Source organism: Achromobacter sp. 1011811831 (assembly GCF_059760905.1).
Map to the genome: position 1 here is coordinate 16,162 of NZ_JCBANG010000076.1, position 17,120 is coordinate 33,281.

A 17,120-nucleotide genomic window follows, 5' to 3' on the forward strand; every position below is an offset into this window, starting at 1 on the left:
AGCGCGGCGGGCCGGCGCGCGGCATAGTCGGGGTCTATCCCCGAATCATTCCCCGGAGTCCCGCCTTGCACACGCCCGCCTCTCCCGACGCCCCGCAGATGGGTTTTTCCAGCGACAACATCGCCGGCGCCAGCCCTGAGATCCTGGCCGCGCTGGCGGCGGCCGGCCACGGCCAGGCGCAACCCTACGGCGCCGACGAGGGTTCGGCGCAAGTGCGCCGCCAGCTGGCCGACATCTTCGAGCGCGAGGTCGACGTGCTGCTGGTGCCAACCGGCACCGCCGCCAATTCGCTCAGCCTCTCGGCGCTGACGCCGCCCTGGGGCAGCGTGCTGTGCCATGCGCAAAGCCATATCGCCAACGACGAATGCGGCGCTCCCGAGTTCTACACCGGCGGCGCGCGCCTGACGCTGCTGGGCGGCGCCGACGCCAAGATCGATCCCGCGCAGCTGGCCGTCGAGGCGCGCCGCAAGGCGGGCGATGTGCATTCGATGCAGCCGTCCTGCGTCAGCATCACCCAGGCCACCGAGACCGGCGGCGTCTACACGCTGGACGAGCTGCGCGCCATCGGCGCCGTCTGCCGCGACGCGGGACTGCCGCTGCACATGGACGGCGCGCGCTTCGCCAACGCGCTGGTCAGCCTGGATTGCAGCCCGGCCGAGATGACCTGGAAGGCGGGCGTGACCGCGCTGTCCTTCGGCGCCACCAAGAATGGCGCGCTGGGCGTGGAGGCCATCGTGCTGTTCGATCCCGCGCCGGCCAAGGCGCTGGCGTTCCGCCGCAAGCGCGGCGGCCATCTGTTTTCCAAGATGCGCCTGCTGTCGGCGCAGATGCAGGCCTATCTGGACGGCGATCTGTGGCTGCGCAACGCGCGCCAGGCCAATGCCATGGCGCGGCGCCTGGCGGCCGGCATGGAAGGCCTGCCCGGCGTGGCGCTGCAGGGCCGCGCCGATGCCAACATCCTGTTCTGCCGCCTGCCCGCTGCCGCCCTCGACAGCCTGCTGGCGCAGGGCTTCGGCTTCTACCATGACCGCTGGGGCCCGGGCATCGTGCGCCTGGTCACTTCGTTCGCCACGCGCGAACAGGACGTGGATCACTTCCTGTCGGCACTGCGCGCCGCCGTGGCGCGCGCATGACGTTGCCTGCATGAGACCGCCTGCATGGGGATTGCCTGCGTGAGCTTGTCTGCCTATGCCGCGCCGCCCGGCTGGTAGGCCGATGGCGGCGCGCCATAGGCCACGCGGAAGGCGCGGTTGAAATGGCTCTGGTCGTAGAAGCCCACCTCTGCCGCGACCTGCGCCACGCTCAGGCCCGACACGGCCAGCGCCGCGCAGGCCCGCTCCAGCCGCAGCCGCACCAGCCAGGCGTGCGGCGTCAGTCCGAAGGAATGCGCGAAGCGGCGCAGGAACTGGAAGCGGCTCAGGCCGCACAGCGCGGCCAGGTCTTGCAGGCCGATCTTCTCGCTCAGGCGCTCCTGGCAGTAGTCCAGCACGCGGCGGCGGTGCTCGGCCGACAGGCCGCCCTTGACCGCGCGCGGCACCGCCGCGCCGCTGCGCGCGAACAGCGCGGCCATGACGGCCAGCGACGCCTCATCGCGCGCCATCGGCGTGACGGACGCGTCGGACATCCAGGCGCCATGCAGCGCCATCAGCCGCTGCGCCAATCCCGCGTCCTCGATCAGCGTGGCGAGGAATCGCTCCTCGCCCGCGCCGCCCACTACTTCGCGCAGAAAGCCGCGCATCAGCTCCGGCGCGATGCGGAAGGTCTGGAGCGTATGGGAAAGACCATAGTCGGACACGCCCGCGCCATCATGGATTTCACCCGGCGGCATCAACGCGACGGCGCCCGGCCCCAGCAACACGCTGCGACCGCGAAAGCTCTGCCGCTGCACGCCCTGCGTCACCAGCCCGATGTGATAGTCCACGTGATAGTGGCGATCGAACTGGAACTCGGTGATCCGCGCCTGCCCCAGCACCATGCCGGGCATGCCGGGTACGGGATGGTATCGAACGACGTCCTTCATGGCGGGAATGAAATAGGCGGATGGCGGCGGGCAAGACCACAGGTATAACGCCGAAGCCGCCGCGCGTCATGTAATTTCTTGCACGCCCCCGCCGCGCCGCAGAAAACCCACCCGTCACACCCCAAGCGGGAAAGCAGCAGACAGGCGACCAGCCCACAACAGCGCGCAGCGAGCCCACCCCGCCAGCAAAGCCCCACTGCCAAGCAAGCAACTCGTCCCGCAACGACCAAGGCTGCACGGATCCGGCTCCGCCGGTCCGTAGCAGCGCCCCCCTGGGGGGGAAGCGCCCCCGGCGCTTCGGGGGGGGTCTACTTCTTCAGCAAGGCCTTGAGCATGCCCAGCCGTTCCTTCGGATTCATCGCTGCCGTGGCCTCGTCTTCCTTGATGGCGGGATCGTCCAGGCCCATTTCCTCGATGAAGCGCGACGGCTCGCGCACCACATCCTCGCGGGCGCGGCGGCGGCGCTTGCACCAGCTCAGGTTCAGGCTGCGCTGCGCGCGCGTGATGCCCACGTACATCAGCCGGCGCTCTTCCTGGATGCGGGTGGCCAGGTTCTCGGCCGCGCGCGCCGGGTCGCCGACTTCGTCGTCCTTGCCCAGGTGCGGCAGCAGGCCTTCCTCGACGCCGGCCAGGTACACATGCGGATACTCCAGCCCCTTCGAGGCATGCAGCGTCGACATCTTCACCGCGTCGGGCTCTTCCTCCTCGCCGCGCTCCAGCATGGTCACCAGCGCCACGTGCTGCACCAGATCGAAGAGCGACATATTGTCTTCCTCGGCCTTGCGCTTGAGCCAGCCCGTCAGTTCCAGCACGTTCTGCCAGCGCGTTTGCGCCGGCTTCTCATCGAACAGCTCGAACAGGTGCCGCTCGTACTGGATGGCCTGCAGCAGGTCGTCCAGGATCGGACCGGCGGGTTCGGCCGGCGCGTCGCGCTTGCCGTCGGCCGCGCCACGGCCCGCACGCCACTGCATGCGGCGGATGAATTCGGTGAAGGTGCGCAGCGGCTCGATCTGGCGCGGCGCCAGCAGGCTTTCCAGGCCCGTCTCGGGGACGGCGGCCAGCAGCGACAGCTCGCGGCTGGCGGCGTACTGGCCCAGCGTCTGCAAGGTGGCCTGGCCGATGCCGCGCTTGGGCGTGGTGGCCGCGCGGATGAAGGCCGGATCGTCGTCATCGTTGGCCAGCAGCCGCAGATAGGCCAGGATGTCGCGCACCTCGGCCTTGTCGAAGAAGCTCTGCCCGCCGGCGATGGTGTACGGGATCTTCAGGTTGCGCAGCGCCTGTTCCAGAATGCGCGACTGGTGGTTGCTGCGGTAGAGGACGGCGAAATCCTTCCACTGCGCCTGGCGCTCGAAGCGCGCGGCCGACACCTTCATGGCGATGGACTCGGCCTCCTGCTCCTCGCCGTCCATGGCGGACACGATGATGGGCTCGCCCGTACCCAGGTCGGACCACAGCTTTTTCTCGAACAGCTTGGGATTGCGCTCGATGACGCTGTTGGCCGCCGCCAGGATGCGCTGCACCGAGCGGTAGTTCTGCTCCAGCTTGATGAGCTTGATGTTGGGATAGTCGGTGGTGAGCTTGGCCAGGTTCTCGATGGTGGCGCCGCGCCAGGCGTAGATGGCCTGGTCGTCGTCGCCCACGGCGGTGAACATGGCGCGCTGGCCGGTCAGGAGCTGCACCAGCCGGTACTGGCACACGTTGGTGTCCTGGTACTCGTCGACCAGCAGGTAGCGCACGCGGTTCTGCCAGCGCGTGCGCACTTCCTCGTTGCCGGCCAGCAGCAGCGCGGGAATGCGGATCAGGTCGTCGAAATCCACCGCCTGGTAGGCGGCCAGCGTGGCGGCGTAGCTGCGGTAGACGTTGGCCGCCTCCGCCTCGGCGGGCGTCTGCGCGGCCTGCGCGGCATCGTCCGGCTCCATCAGCGCGTTCTTCCACAACGAGATGATGCCCTGCACATGGCGCAGCCGCGCCTTGTCGGTGGTGGCAAGCAGCTCCTGGATGATGCTCATGGCATCGTCCGCGTCCAGGATCGAGAAGGTGGGCTTGAGCCCGGCATTGCGCGCTTCCTCGCGCAGCATCTTCACGCCCAGCGAGTGGAAGGTGCTGATGGTCAGGCCCTTGGACAGCTTGCGGTCGACCAGCGTCTTGACGCGCTCGTCCATCTCGCGCGCGGCCTTGTTGGTGAAGGTCAGCGCCACCACGTTGCGGCCCATGTAGCCGCATTCGCGCAGCAGGTAGGCGATCTTCTGCGTGATCACCCGCGTCTTGCCGCTGCCGGCGCCGGCCAGCACCAGGCAGGGGCCGTCCAGGTAGAGCACCGCTTCCTTCTGCGCGGGATTCAGGCCGTGGCCGATGGGTTCGCTTGCGGACATTTTCCTCAGATCTCCAGCGGATCCACTTCCAGCTGCCAGCGCACGCGGGCCTCGTTGGCCAGATAGGGCAGGTAATGCGACCACACCCGCAGGAATTCCTGCAGCGCCGGCCGGCTGGTGCTTTCCACCAGCAGCTGCGCGCGCTCCACGTTCGCCACCCGCACCACGCGCAGCGGCACCGGGTCGTACAGCATGATGGCGTCCCGCGGCGGGAAGTCCGCCGCCCACTCGCCTTCCGGCATGGAGCGCGCCTGCTGCAGGAAGGCCTGCGCCGTGGCCAGCTCGCGCGCCTCGGCGGTCAGCAGCGCCTGATAGGCGTAGGGTGGCAGGCCGGTGCTTTCGCGTTCGTCCAAGGCGTGGCGGGCAAAGCCCGCGTAGTCGTGCCGCAGCAGCGCCTGGTAGACGGGCTGCTCGGGATAGCCGGTCTGGATCAGCACCTCGCCATTGTTCTGATGACGGCCGGCGCGGCCAGCCACCTGCATGAGCTGCGCGAACAGGCGTTCGGGCGCGCGGAAATCATGCGCGAACAGCATGGAATCGGCGTTGAGCACGCCCACCAGCCCCAGGCGCGCGAAGTCGTGGCCCTTGGCCACCATCTGCGTGCCCACCAGGATGTCGACCTCGCCCGCATGCACCGACGCGAACAGCGCTTCGGCGCTGCCCTTCCTGCGCGTGCTGTCGGCATCGATGCGCAGGATGCGCGCCTCGGGAAACAGCTCGGCCAGATGCTCTTCGATGCGCTGCGTGCCGCGCCCCATCGGCGCCAAGTCCTGGTCGCCACATTCGGGGCAGGCGCGCGGCACCGTCGCCTGGTAGCCGCAATGGTGGCAATGCAGGCGGTTGCCGCCATTGCCGCTCCGGTGCAGCACGGTGAAGGCCGTGCAGCGCGGACAGTTGCTGACCCAGGCGCAGGACTGGCAATGCAGCACCGGCGCGTAGCCTCGGCGGTTCAGGAAGATGAGCGACTGCTCCTTGCGCTCCAGCCGCTGGCCGATGGCGTCCAGCAGCTGCGGCGACAGGCCCTGCTTCATCTGCAGGCGGCGCGTGTCCACCAGCTTGATCGCCGGCAGGCTGCTGGCGCGCGCGCGGCCCGGCAGCGCCAGCCGCAGGTAGCGGCCGCGCTCGGCGTGCTGCCAGGTTTCCAGCGAGGGCGTGGCCGAGCCCAGCACCACCGGCACATTCAGGTCATGCGCCCGCCACACCGCCAGATCGCGCGCCGAATAGCGCAAGCCGTCCTGCTGCTTGTAGGACGCGTCGTGTTCTTCATCGACGATGATCAGGCCCAGTTCGGACAGCGGCGCGAATATCGCCATGCGCGTGCCCAGCAGCATGCGCGCCTGGCCGCGCTGCGCGCGCGACCAGGCGTCCAGCCGCTCGCCGTCGGACAGGCCGCTGTGCATCACGGCCAGGCCGTCCGGACCCAGCTGCGCCTCCAGGCGCGCCCGCAGCGCGCCTTCGAGCTGCGGCGTCAGATTGATTTCCGGGACCATCAGCAGCACCTGCCGGCCCGCGGCCAGCACGCGCTCGGCGGCGCGCAGGTAGACCTCGGTCTTGCCGCTGCCGGTCACGCCGTACAGCAGCACCGGCTTGAAGCCGTTCAGGGCGGCCAGCGTTTCCACCGCCGCCTGCTGCGCATCGTTCAGCGCCGGCGGCTGGTCGGCCTCGGCCGGCGCGCGCGCCTTCTTGCGCTTGCGACCGTCCAGCCGCGCCACCGGCCCGCCGGCGGAGCGCTTGCCCTGATAGGCGGACGGCTTGCGCAAGGGCGGCGGCAGGGTCGGCAGCATGACCTCGCCCAGCGGCCGCTGGTAGTACTCGGCGGCGAAGCGCGCCAGGCGCAGCCAGTCTCCGTCGAAGGGCGGCAGGTCGCGCAGCACTTCTTCGATCGGCTTGATCTGCTTGGGGTCGAAAGACGGCTCGGCCGGATTGTCCACGACCACGCCGATCATCTTGCGGCGTCCGAACGGCACGATCACGCGCAGCCCCGCCTCCACCGGCGCATCGCTGCGGTAGTCGAACGGGCCAGGCAGGGGCACGTCCAGCGCCACCCGCACCCAGCAGACGGCGGCGGGATTCTGGACGGCGTCGGTATCAGGCATGTTCACGGGGACGGATCAATGGAAGACAGTTTCCTGGCCGAAAGGCTGAGCCGTCCGGCAATACGCCGGATCCCGCCGATTCCCCCAAGGGTCGCCGGGCCGGCTTGCCCCCTGCCTGTGGATAACTTTGGGGAAAAGGCAAGAGCAACATCACACTTTGGAATAAGGCAAGATTGCATCAACTCTTGCAATCCTGCTGAAAATCATGTTTTTGTCATTATTAACAATGACTTATGAAGGCTTTCGAGATTGTAAACCAGCTTATAAAGGGTTTTCCCCGAGCGCTTTCTTGCTGTGCACAACTGTGCGCCGGGGCCCTCAAGCTTCGGCCCTTAGGCACGAAGCGTTCACTCACTTATCCCCGCAACGAACGGCTATGCCGGTGGACTTCATCGACCAATTCGGCTACGGCTTCAGGAGGCGTGAAGCGTGAAATGCCATGCCCCAGATTGAACACATGGCCCCCCTTGCCGACCGGGCCGAACGCGTCCAGCACCCGGCGCGCCTCGGTCCGGATGGCGTCGGCGCCGCCAAACAGCGCCATGGGATCCAGGTTGCCCTGGAACGCCACCGAGTCGCCGGTGCGGCGACGCGCCGCCGCCAGGTCCACGGTCCAGTCCAGGCCGACCGCGTCGCAGCCGCAGGCGGCGATCTCTTCCAGCCACTGTCCGCCGCCCTTGGTGAACACGATGACCGGCACGCGGCGACCTTCGTTCTCGCGCTTCAGGCCCGCGACCACCTTGCGGGTATACGCCAGCGAAAACTGCTGGAACAGGCCGTCGGCCAGCACGCCACCCCAGCTGTCGAACAGCATGACGGCCTGGGCGCCCGCGTCGATCTGCGCATTCAGGTATTGCAGCGTGGCCTGGGCGTTGATTTCCAGGATGTGGTGCAGCAGGTCGGGCCGCGCGTACAGCATCGTCTTGATCAGGCGGTAGTCGTCGCTGCCCTGCCCTTCGACCATGTAGCAGGCGATGGTCCAGGGGCTGCCGGCAAAGCCGATCAGCGGCACCTTGCCGTCGAGTTCGCGGCGGATGACGCTCACGGCGTCGAACACGTAGCGCAGCTTGTCCATGTCGGGCACGGCCAGGCGGCGCACGTCTTCCTCGGTGCGCACCGGATGCGCGAAACGCGGCCCTTCGCCGGCGGCGAAGTCCAGCCCCAGGCCCATGGCGTGCGGCACGGTGAGGATGTCGGAAAACAGGATGGCCGCGTCCAGGTCGTAGCGGGCCAGCGGCTGCAAGGTGACTTCCGCGGCGTAGTCGGGATTCTGAGCCAGGCCCATGAACGAACCCGCCCGGGCGCGCGTCTCGTTGTACTCGGGCAGGTAGCGGCCCGCCTGGCGCATCAGCCAGATCGGGGTGTAGGGCACGGGCTCGCGCAAGAGCGAGCGCAAGAACACATCGTTCTTCAGGGCGGAAGCAGACACGGCTATCCTCTTTGATCGGAAGCCGTGAGTTTACTTCCCCTGGCTGACCGAACGCGGCCCAAGGCCCAAAGCGGGCTTGTCCGGACGCAAGCGGCGGAAATGGCCGCAGCCATCCGCCGGCTGCTGGCGCTCGGTCCGGGCAGCGCTCAGTCCGGCGGCATTTCCTGGCCGCGCCGGACCGCCGCGATGCGATACGGCGCGGCTTCTATGCCGTGCTTGCGCATCAGCGCCCAGAATGCACGACGGTGCTTGCTGGACGCCCTGGCGGCCTGCGCCACGTTGCCGCCGTGATGGGAGAGCGCGCGGCGCAGGTATTCGCGCTCGAACTCGCCCACTACCCGCGCCTTTGCCCGCGCGAACGGCTCGCCGCCGTCCTGCCAGCGAGGCAGCAGCCGCAAGCTCGCCAGCGCCTGGTCAAACAGGGCCGGCGCCACGCGCGGACGCATGGCGCCGGATGGCAGGCCTCCGGCTTCCGGGTCCGCCATGCAAACCCGCCCGGGAGCTGGCGTCGCGCCTGGACGCGGATGCTGACGGCAAGGCGACGGGGACGGGGACGCCGCCTTGCCCTGGGCCGCATAGCGCAAGGCGGGCTCTTCGAGCGAGGCCGTCGCCAGCCCCCAGGCGGCCACCAGCAGCTGGCGACGCAACCGCACGCGCAGCCCTTCCAGGCAGACGGGTTCGGAAATGAAATCGGCCGCGCCCAGCGCCAGCAGGTCCTCGATGGCCGAAGCCTTCATGCCGTCGACCAGCACCAGGATGGGAGTGGCCAGGGCCGGCCGCGCCTGCTGCAAGGCGATGCGGGTCCAGGCCAGCGTGGCGGGCTCGACCGGCATCAGGCAGGCATCGTAGCGCTTGAGCGTCACGGCCATGGCCGCCAGCGCCTGCGGTTCGGCGGCCTCGCCGGCGCTCGCGAGCAGCAAGGGATGAAAGCGCACGCGCGCCACTTGCGGCTGATGCCGCTCGATCCAGTCGCGCATGGCCGCATCGTGGCCAGGCGGCAGCAGTACCCCGCAATCCAGCATTTCACGCACCTGCTTCTCCTGTTTCCGCGCGTCGCCGACATACCGGCGGCGCCGCCAAAAACTGAAGGCTAATGTTGCGGATCGCGCAGGGCTATTCGTAGTGAACGCAAGGTGGGAACAGGCGCGGATGCGCAGGCAAGGCGCGCAGGCAAGAAAAAAGCGGCCAGAGGCCGCTTCTTTCCGGATCCGGGGCAAGCCCCGATCGCCCGTCCGCTCAGTGCGAGCGGCCGCCTTGGCGCAGCTTGCGCGCGGCCACGGCTTGCGCCGCCAGCATCGCGAGCTCGGCTTCGACCACGGCGATGTCGGCCTTGTCCTTGGCGTTGCGCAGCGCCTCTTCGGCGCGCTGGCGCGCTTCCAGGGCACGGGCCTCGTCCAGGTCGGCGGCACGGATGGCCGTGTCGGCCAGGACCGTGACGCTGCCGGGCTGCACTTCCAGGATGCCGCCGGCGACGAAGATGTTTTCCTCGCCCTGGTCGGCACGAACGATCTTGACCGTCCCGGGGCGTATGCGCGAAATCAGCGGGGTGTGGCCAGGCAGGATGCCCAGTTCACCCGCTTCGCCAGGCAGCACCACGAACTTCGCCTCACCGGAGAAGATCGCTTCCTCTGCGCTGACGACATCCACATGCAGGGTAGCCATATCGGTTCCTTATTGCAGTTTCTTGGCCTTCTCGAAGGCCTCGTCGATCGAACCGACCATGTAGAAAGCCTGCTCGGGCAGCGCGTCGCACTCGCCGTTCACGATCATCTTGAAGCCGCGGATGGTCTCGGCCAGCGGCACGTACTTGCCGGGCGAGCCGGTGAACACTTCGGCCACGTGGAACGGCTGCGACAGGAAGCGCTGGATCTTGCGCGCGCGGGCCACGGCCTGCTTGTCTTCCGGCGACAGTTCATCCATGCCCAGAATCGCGATGATGTCGCGCAGTTCCTTGTAGCGCTGCAGCGTCTGCTGCACGCCACGGGCCACGGCGTAGTGCTCTTCGCCGACGACCTGCGGGTCGAGCTGGCGGCTGGACGAATCCAGCGGATCCACGGCGGGGTAGATACCCAGCGCGGCGATGTCACGCGACAGCACGACGGTCGAGTCCAAGTGCTGGAAGGTGGTGGCGGGCGACGGGTCGGTCAAGTCGTCAGCGGGCACGTACACGGCCTGGATCGAGGTGATCGAGCCGGTCTTGGTGGACGTGATGCGCTCTTGCAGCTTGCCCATTTCCTCGGCCAGCGTCGGCTGGTAGCCCACGGCGGACGGCATACGGCCCAGCAGAGCGGACACTTCCGTGCCGGCCAGCGTGTAGCGGTAGATGTTGTCCACGAAGAACAGGATGTCGCGGCCTTCGTCGCGGAACTTCTCGGCCATGGTCAGGCCGGTCAGCGCCACGCGCAGACGGTTGCCCGGGGGTTCGTTCATCTGACCGAACACCATGGCGACCTTGTCCAGAACGTTCGACTCTTCCATTTCATGGTAGAAGTCGTTGCCTTCACGGGTACGCTCGCCCACGCCGGCGAACACCGACAAGCCGCTGTGCTGCTTGGCGATGTTGTTGATCAGTTCCATCATGTTGACGGTCTTGCCCACGCCGGCGCCGCCGAACAGGCCGACCTTGCCGCCCTTGGCGAACGGGCACACCAGGTCAATAACCTTGATGCCGGTTTCCAGCAGCTCGACCGACGGCGACAGCTCGTCGAAACGGGGAGCGTCCTGGTGAATGGCGCGCTTTTCTTCGTGCTTGATTTCACCGGCTTCGTCGATCGGACGGCCCAGCACGTCCATGATGCGGCCCAGGGTGCCGGTGCCGACGGGCACCGAGATCGGGGCGCCGGTGCCGGCGACCTTCATGCCACGGCGCAGGCCGTCGCTGGAGCCCAGGGCGATGGTACGCACCACGCCGTCGCCCAGCTGCTGCTGGACTTCGAACGTCAGGCCCTTCTCGGCGAACGAGGAACCCTCGTCGGCCAGGGTGAGCGCTTCATAAATCTTGGGCATGTGATCGCGGGGGAACTGAATATCCACCACGGCGCCGATGCACTGAACGATGGTTCCGTTGCTCATGTCGATTCCTTGCTTGATAGCTTTTGAGACGGGAAGCCGCGCCTTAGACGGCGGCGGCGCCCCCTACGATTTCCGAAATTTCTTTGGTGATCGCGGCCTGGCGGGTCTTGTTGTAGACCAGCTGCAGATCGCCGATGACCTTCTTGGCGTTGTCCGATGCCGCCTTCATGGCGACCATCCGGGCCGATTGCTCCGAAGCCATGTTCTCGGCCACGGCTTGGTACAGCAGGCCCTCGACGTAACGCTGCAGCAGGTCGTCGATCACGCTACGGGCGTCCGGCTCGTAGATGTAATCCCAGCTGTAATCCGACTTCACTTCCGAGGTCTTGGACAGGCTTTCCGCGCCGGTCTGGTACGGATCTTCCAAGCCACTGGCCAGGGGCAGCAGGCGCAGGAACAGCGGCTCCTGCTTCATCGTGTTGACGAAGCGGGTCGACGCCACGTACAGCGCGTCGATGCGGCCTTCCAGGTAAGCGTCCAGCTGCACCTTGATCGCGCCCAGCAGGCGGTCGAGCTGCGGCTTGTCGCCCAGTTGGACGTCGTTCGAAACCAGCTTGGCGCCGATACGCGTCAGCACGCCCAGGCCCTTGTTGCCGAAAGCGGTCGCCTGCACGGCGATGCCGTCCTTCTCGAACTCTTTCAGCTTGGACAGCACCACGCGGGTGATGTTGGTGTTCAGACCGCCGCACAAACCCTTGTCGGTCGTCACCATGACCACGCCGACGGCCTTCACTTCGCGTTCGACCAGGTAGGGGTGGCTGTACTCGGGGTTGGCCTGCATCAGGTGCGCGGCGATCTCGCGCACCTTGTTGGCGTACGGACGGCCGGCGCGCATCCGTTCCTGCGCCTTGCGCATCTTGGATGCGGCGACCATTTCCATCGCCTTGGTGATCTTGCGCGTGTTTTGCACGCTCTTGATCTTGGTTCGGATTTCCTTAATTCCGGGCATTGCGCTTTCCTGTGAAGACTGGCCGATGGGTTCCGCTCGCGCCTCATCCATCCGTGATGGACGGGCGAGGCGCTGCGGACGCCTAACCCATCACTTTCTTAAAAAGCACCGTGCTTCTTGAATTCCAGGATGGCGGCGGCCAATTCGCCTTCGTCATCCTTGGACAGTTCCTTGGTGTCTTCGACGCGCTGGATCATGGCCGCGTGCTTGGCCTTGAGCTGATCCTTCAGCGACTTCTCGAACGCCAGCACTTGCGAAACGTCCACGTCGTCCAGGTAGCCGTTGTTGACCGTGTACAGCGTGACGGCCAGTTCCCACACCTGCAGCGGCTGGTATTGCGGCTGCTTGAGCAGTTCCACCACGCGCTTGCCGCGCTCGAGCTGGCGACGGGTGGCGTCGTCCAGGTCGGAGGCGAACTGCGCGAAGGCGGCCAGCTCACGGTACTGGGCCAGGTCGGTACGGATACCGCCGGACAGCTTCTTGACGACCTTGGTCTGGGCGGCGCCGCCGACGCGGGACACCGAGATACCGGCGTTGATGGCGGGACGCACACCCGCGTTGAACAGGTCGGTTTCCAGGAAGATCTGGCCGTCCGTGATCGAGATCACGTTGGTCGGAACGAAGGCCGACACGTCGCCCGCCTGGGTTTCGATGATCGGCAGCGCGGTCAGCGAGCCGGTCTTGCCCTTGACGGCACCACCGGTGAACTTCTCGACGTACTCTTCGTTGACGCGAGCGGCACGCTCGAGCAGGCGCGAGTGCAGGTAGAACACGTCGCCCGGGTAGGCTTCGCGGCCCGGCGGACGGCGCAGCAGCAGCGAGACCTGGCGGTAGGCCCAGGCTTGCTTGGTCAGATCGTCATAGACGATCAGGGCGTCTTCGCCGCGATCACGGAAGTATTCGCCCATCGTGCAGCCGGCGTAGGCGGCCAGGTACTGCATGGCGGCCGAGTCGGAAGCCGAGGCGGCCACGACGATGGTGTATTCCAGCGCGCCGTGCTCTTCGAGCTTGCGCACCACGTTGTTGATCGTCGAAGCCTTCTGGCCGATGGCGACGTACACGCAGGTGACGCCCTTGCCCTTCTGGCTGATGATGGTGTCGACGGCCACGGCGGTCTTGCCGGTCTGGCGGTCGCCGATGATCAGTTCGCGCTGGCCGCGGCCGATCGGGACCATCGAGTCGATAGCCTTGATGCCGGTCTGCAGCGGTTGCGACACCGAGCGGCGGGCGATAACGCCGGGCGCCACTTTTTCGATGATGTCGGTGGCCTTGGCGTTGACCGGGCCCTTGCCGTCGATCGGCTCGCCCAGCGTGTTGACCACGCGGCCGCGCAGTTCGGGGCCGACCGGCACTTCCAGAATGCGGCCGGTCGTCTTGACCTGGTCGCCTTCGGACACGCCGGTGTAGTCGCCCAGAATCACGGCGCCGACGGAGTCGCGCTCGAGGTTCAGCGCGAGGCCGTAGACGTTGTTGGGGAATTCGAGCATTTCGCCCTGCATCACGTCCGACAGGCCGTGGATGCGGGTAATACCGTCGGTCACGGACACGACGGTGCCCTGAGTACGGACATCAGCCGAAGCGCCCAGGCCCTCGATGCGGCTCTTGAGCAGTTCGCTGATCTCGGAGGGATTGAGTTGCATATAGACTCCTGGAATCCTGTAAGTGCGCCTTAAGCGGCGAGCTGGTCGCGCATGCGGGCCAATTGGGCTTGTACGGAAGTATCGAGCACCTGGTCTCCGACAGCCACGCGCACGCCGCCGATCAACGACTGATCGACGGTGACGCTGGGCTTGAGCTTGAGGCCGAATTTCTGCTCGAGCGCGGCAACCAGTTCTTTGACCTGGGCTTCGCTGAGTTCGAACGCGCTGGTGATTTCCGCCTGCGCCGTGCCGTCGTGACGATTCCGCAGCGCTTCGAATTGCGAAGCGATGACGGGCAGCAGCAGCAGCCGGTCATTCTGGACCAGCAGCTCGATGAAATTGCGGGCGGCCTGCGGCAGCTCGGCCTTGATCAGGCCGGAGAACAGCTCGACGCGCTGCTTGTCACCCAGACGCGGGTCGGCCATCGCCTCGCGCACGTCGGGGTTGGCGGCGACTTGCGACAGCTGGCCGACCAGGTCGGCCCAGGCCGGCAAGCCGGCCTTGTCGTCACGCGCCGCGGCGAACAGCGCCTCGGCGTACGGCCGGGCAACAGTGGAAAGTTCAGCCATGACGGTCCCGGATTAAAGCTGCGCGCGGAGCTGGTTCAGCAGCTCGGCGTGGGCGCGGGCGTCAACCTCGCGCTTGAGGATCTGTTCAGCACCCTTGACAGCCAGCGCCGCGACGTCGTCGCGCAGCGCATCACGGGCGCGCTGGACTTCCTGCGCGGCATCCTGCGCGGCTTGCGCCACGATACGGGCACGCTCGGACTCCGCTTCGCGGCGGGCCTGGTCGATCAGCGAGGCGGCTTGCTTCTCGGCCTCGACGATACGGGCGTGGTTTTCGGACTTGGCAGAAGCCTCGATCAGGCTGATACGCGCCTGGGCCTGGGCCAAATCGGCCTTGCCCTTATCGGCCGCGGCCAGGCCGTCGGCGATTTTTTGGCGGCGCTCGTCCATCGCCTTCGTCAGAGGAGGCCACACGAATTTCATCGTGAACCAGCCCAGAACGAAGAACACGAGCATCTGGAAAATGATCGTCGCGTTCAGATTCACGGTCGTTCCTTTAACACCATTCGGCTCCGGTCGCGCCTGAAGAGAGGGCAATCACGGAGCGCTCGATACTTTGCTGATCGGCGATGGGCCTCAGGCCGCATCGCCGACAGCGTCATGACCCGCCTGTTTCGCCGGCGGGCAGTGCCTTAGCCGACGAACGGGTTGGCGAAGGCGAACAGCATGGCGATACCCACGCCGATCAGGAACGCCGCGTCGATCAGGCCAGCCAGCAGGAACATCTTGGTTTGCAGAGCGTTCATCAGTTCAGGCTGACGAGCCGAGGCTTCCAGATACTTGCCGCCCATCAGTGCGATGCCGATGCAAGCGCCGATGGCGCCCAGACCGATGATAAGACCGCAAGCGAGGGCAACGAAAGCGACGTTGGTCATGACAACTCCTTGGTTAGAAATCTGAAGTCAAAAATTAAGGAATAAGGGTACTGCTCAATGCAAGATGATCTTGCCATCCCGCGTCGGCCGGTTGGCCGCCGCGGGAAATCCGGGGGTCAGTGGCCTTCGTGAGCCTGGCCGAGGTACACCAGCGTCAGCATCATGAAGATGAAGGCCTGCAGCAGAACGATCAGGATGTGGAAGATCGCCCACACCGAGCCGGCCAGGACCTGGCCGATGCCCAGTCCGATGCTGGTGCCGTTGAAGCCGGTCCAGGCGCCGCCCAGCAGGGCGATCAGCATGAAGACCAGTTCGCCGGCGAACATGTTGCCGAACAACCGCATGCCCAGCGAGACGGACTTGGCGGCGTATTCGATCAGGTTCAGCAGCAGGTTGAAGGGAGCCAGCACCACGGCCGCGATGCCATGGGCATGGAACGGCGCGGTGAACAGTTCCTTGACGAAGCCGCCCGGGTGCTTGATCTTGATGCCGTAGTAGAACATCAGCAGCAGCACGCCCAGCGACATGCCCATCGGCACGTTCAGGTCGGCGGTCGGGAGAATGCGGTGGTAGTAGAGCGGGTCACCGTGCTCGGCGCCCAGGCCGGTCCAGCGCCAGATGGAGGGCAGCAGGTCGACCGGCAGCAGGTCGAGCGCGTTCATCAGGATGATCCAGAGGAACACGGTCAGGGCCAGCGGGGCCACGAACAGGCGGCTCTTGGCGTTGTGGACGATGCCCTTGGCCTGGTCGTCGACCATGTCCACGACCATTTCCACGAAGGCCTGCAGGCGGCCCGGAACGCCGTTGGTGGCGCGGCGCGCGGCGCGCCAGAGGAAGAAAATGACGATCAGGCCGGTCAGGGCCGACCAGAACAGCGAGTCGTAATTGATGACGTCGAACTGAGCAATAGCGCTCTGTTTCTCGCCGGTGTTATTCAGATGCACCAGGTGGTGCTGAATATACGCGGACTGAGGCGACACGTCGCTGGCAGCAGCCATTTGATTCCTACCCTATTTGCTGTATGCCCGGCCCTTGCGGATCGGACGATTCCACGATTTCGTTTGCCGCGGACTTGCCGGCATCTATGACAACTTGCGGAACATCAATAGCAGGAGATATCCCTTCAAGGTGAGGATCAGGCCCAGCAGCGCCGCGGGCCAGACCAGCCAGCCTTGCGCCACACGCGACAGCAGCCACAACAGCAATGCCGTTGCGAACAGCTTGATCAACTCGCCAAAGAGAAAGGTAAAGGGACTGGCCCGTCCGGACCGTACGCTGAAAGCCAGGCGCAATGCGAACAACGCATTGGGTATGAAATACGCTCCTGCCCCCGCCAGCGCCGACCAACCTGCCGCCGCCCCTCCGACAACTCCCGCGATTACTGCTGCTGCGAGCCCCAAGGCGCCCTGCGCCGCCAATGCCAACAGAAGGCCGCGGCTTGCCTGTGCATTCAGTGCCGCACGGTCCGCGTCGCTGAGTATCAGCACGCGATCCGCCTGGCCCTGCTCCGGCGTTCCCTGCATGGCATCCTGCCCTGCACCCTGCCCGGCAATTACTTGCTGCGCATGTTGTGCTTCTAGCTGCATGGAACCCCGCTGCATCAGACTTTTCCCGCTTTCAGGCAACATCGGACGACACCCCTTTCAGGATTCATGGGGTATTCCCCGTGGATTTCGTCTGGATTGCCGGGCTTTTCAGGCCGTATCCTCTTGCGCCAAATTTTCATCGACACCGGGAAACACCCGCTTTTTCACCCAACACGTTGCCCTGCAACTGCTTTTCTGCCCCTGTCAGAACTAGCGGCGAACAACCTTGTGTTCTTATCCCGCAAGCGTCAAACCCGCAGAGTATAGCTTGATTCTTTTTAGGCGAGCAAATGAACTTTCGGCCGGTTGTAAGCTGCCCGCGACAGTCCTTTGAGTCCGCGCCGCGGGCAGAAAATAGGGACGTGAAAAGCGGCGGGCAGGAGCCTGCCCCTAGGATTCGTCCCAACCGAAATCGCCTTGCGCCGGCGCCCCTGCTCGCACTTGCGACGCGCCGCCCGAACCTCGCGCAAGACCCGGCCACCGCAAGAAAAAACGCGCGCCGCGTTGAATCGCGG

Annotated in this window: 15 protein-coding genes; 1 reads left to right on the forward strand and 14 read right to left on the reverse strand. The window is 66.3% G+C overall.

The annotated features are described in order from the left end of the window. The first annotated feature begins 65 nt into the window (after window positions 1-65). Complete coding sequence (locus AC6LJ9_RS23440) at window positions 66-1,133, forward strand: threonine aldolase family protein (protein WP_498149412.1); 1,068 nt, start codon at window positions 66-68, stop codon at window positions 1,131-1,133. A gap of 53 nt (window positions 1,134-1,186) precedes the next feature. Here the strand turns inward: AC6LJ9_RS23440 and AC6LJ9_RS23445 are convergent, their stop codons facing one another. The 14 genes from AC6LJ9_RS23445 to AC6LJ9_RS23510 form a co-directional block, all read right to left on the reverse strand. Then, window positions 1,187-2,020: a helix-turn-helix domain-containing protein gene (locus AC6LJ9_RS23445; protein ID WP_498149413.1), complete on the reverse strand. Its 834-nt coding sequence runs from the start codon at window positions 2,018-2,020 to the stop codon at window positions 1,187-1,189. A gap of 308 nt (window positions 2,021-2,328) precedes the next feature. Continuing rightward, the gene (locus AC6LJ9_RS23450; RefSeq protein WP_498149414.1) at window positions 2,329-4,392 is read right to left on the reverse strand and encodes a UvrD-helicase domain-containing protein; all 2,064 of its coding nucleotides are present in this window, start codon (window positions 4,390-4,392) and stop codon (window positions 2,329-2,331) included. A 5-nt stretch (window positions 4,393-4,397) separates the two neighbouring features. Beyond that, on the reverse strand, window positions 4,398-6,488 hold the full coding sequence (locus AC6LJ9_RS23455; protein ID WP_498149415.1) for a primosomal protein N': 2,091 nt from the start codon (window positions 6,486-6,488) through the stop codon (window positions 4,398-4,400). Between the two features lie 355 nt (window positions 6,489-6,843). Continuing rightward, a complete protein-coding gene (gene hemE, locus AC6LJ9_RS23460) occupies window positions 6,844-7,917 on the reverse strand; it encodes a uroporphyrinogen decarboxylase (protein ID WP_212315194.1) in 1,074 nt (357 codons plus the stop codon). A 146-nt stretch (window positions 7,918-8,063) separates the two neighbouring features. Further along, window positions 8,064-8,939 carry a helix-turn-helix domain-containing protein gene (locus AC6LJ9_RS23465; protein WP_498149416.1) on the reverse strand — a complete coding sequence of 292 codons (876 nt, stop codon included), beginning with the start codon at window positions 8,937-8,939 and terminating at the stop codon, window positions 8,064-8,066. Window positions 8,940-9,153: 214 nt separating this feature from the next. Beyond that, a complete protein-coding gene (locus tag AC6LJ9_RS23470) occupies window positions 9,154-9,579 on the reverse strand; it encodes a F0F1 ATP synthase subunit epsilon (protein ID WP_103272160.1) in 426 nt (141 codons plus the stop codon). Window positions 9,580-9,588: 9 nt separating this feature from the next. Next, entirely contained in the window at window positions 9,589-10,989 is a 1,401-nt protein-coding gene (gene atpD / locus AC6LJ9_RS23475; RefSeq protein WP_103272159.1) for a F0F1 ATP synthase subunit beta, read from the reverse strand. A gap of 43 nt (window positions 10,990-11,032) precedes the next feature. Then, window positions 11,033-11,938 carry a F0F1 ATP synthase subunit gamma gene (gene atpG, locus AC6LJ9_RS23480; RefSeq protein WP_212315197.1) on the reverse strand — a complete coding sequence of 302 codons (906 nt, stop codon included), beginning with the start codon at window positions 11,936-11,938 and terminating at the stop codon, window positions 11,033-11,035. A gap of 98 nt (window positions 11,939-12,036) precedes the next feature. Continuing rightward, a complete protein-coding gene (atpA, locus tag AC6LJ9_RS23485; protein ID WP_212315200.1) occupies window positions 12,037-13,578 on the reverse strand; it encodes a F0F1 ATP synthase subunit alpha in 1,542 nt (513 codons plus the stop codon). 29 nt (window positions 13,579-13,607) lie between these two features. Further along, window positions 13,608-14,147: a F0F1 ATP synthase subunit delta gene (locus AC6LJ9_RS23490; RefSeq protein WP_212315202.1), complete on the reverse strand. Its 540-nt coding sequence runs from the start codon at window positions 14,145-14,147 to the stop codon at window positions 13,608-13,610. A 12-nt stretch (window positions 14,148-14,159) separates the two neighbouring features. Beyond that, window positions 14,160-14,630, reverse strand: a complete 471-nt coding sequence (locus AC6LJ9_RS23495) for a F0F1 ATP synthase subunit B (RefSeq protein WP_103272155.1) — start codon at window positions 14,628-14,630, stop codon at window positions 14,160-14,162. Between the two features lie 146 nt (window positions 14,631-14,776). Beyond that, window positions 14,777-15,019 carry a F0F1 ATP synthase subunit C gene (gene atpE / locus AC6LJ9_RS23500; protein WP_003815363.1) on the reverse strand — a complete coding sequence of 81 codons (243 nt, stop codon included), beginning with the start codon at window positions 15,017-15,019 and terminating at the stop codon, window positions 14,777-14,779. A 116-nt stretch (window positions 15,020-15,135) separates the two neighbouring features. Then, window positions 15,136-16,017, reverse strand: a complete 882-nt coding sequence (gene atpB / locus AC6LJ9_RS23505) for a F0F1 ATP synthase subunit A (RefSeq protein ID WP_103272154.1) — start codon at window positions 16,015-16,017, stop codon at window positions 15,136-15,138. Window positions 16,018-16,101: 84 nt separating this feature from the next. Continuing rightward, the gene (locus AC6LJ9_RS23510) at window positions 16,102-16,542 is read right to left on the reverse strand and encodes an ATP synthase subunit I (RefSeq protein ID WP_498149417.1); all 441 of its coding nucleotides are present in this window, start codon (window positions 16,540-16,542) and stop codon (window positions 16,102-16,104) included. Window positions 16,543-17,120 lie beyond the last annotated feature (578 nt).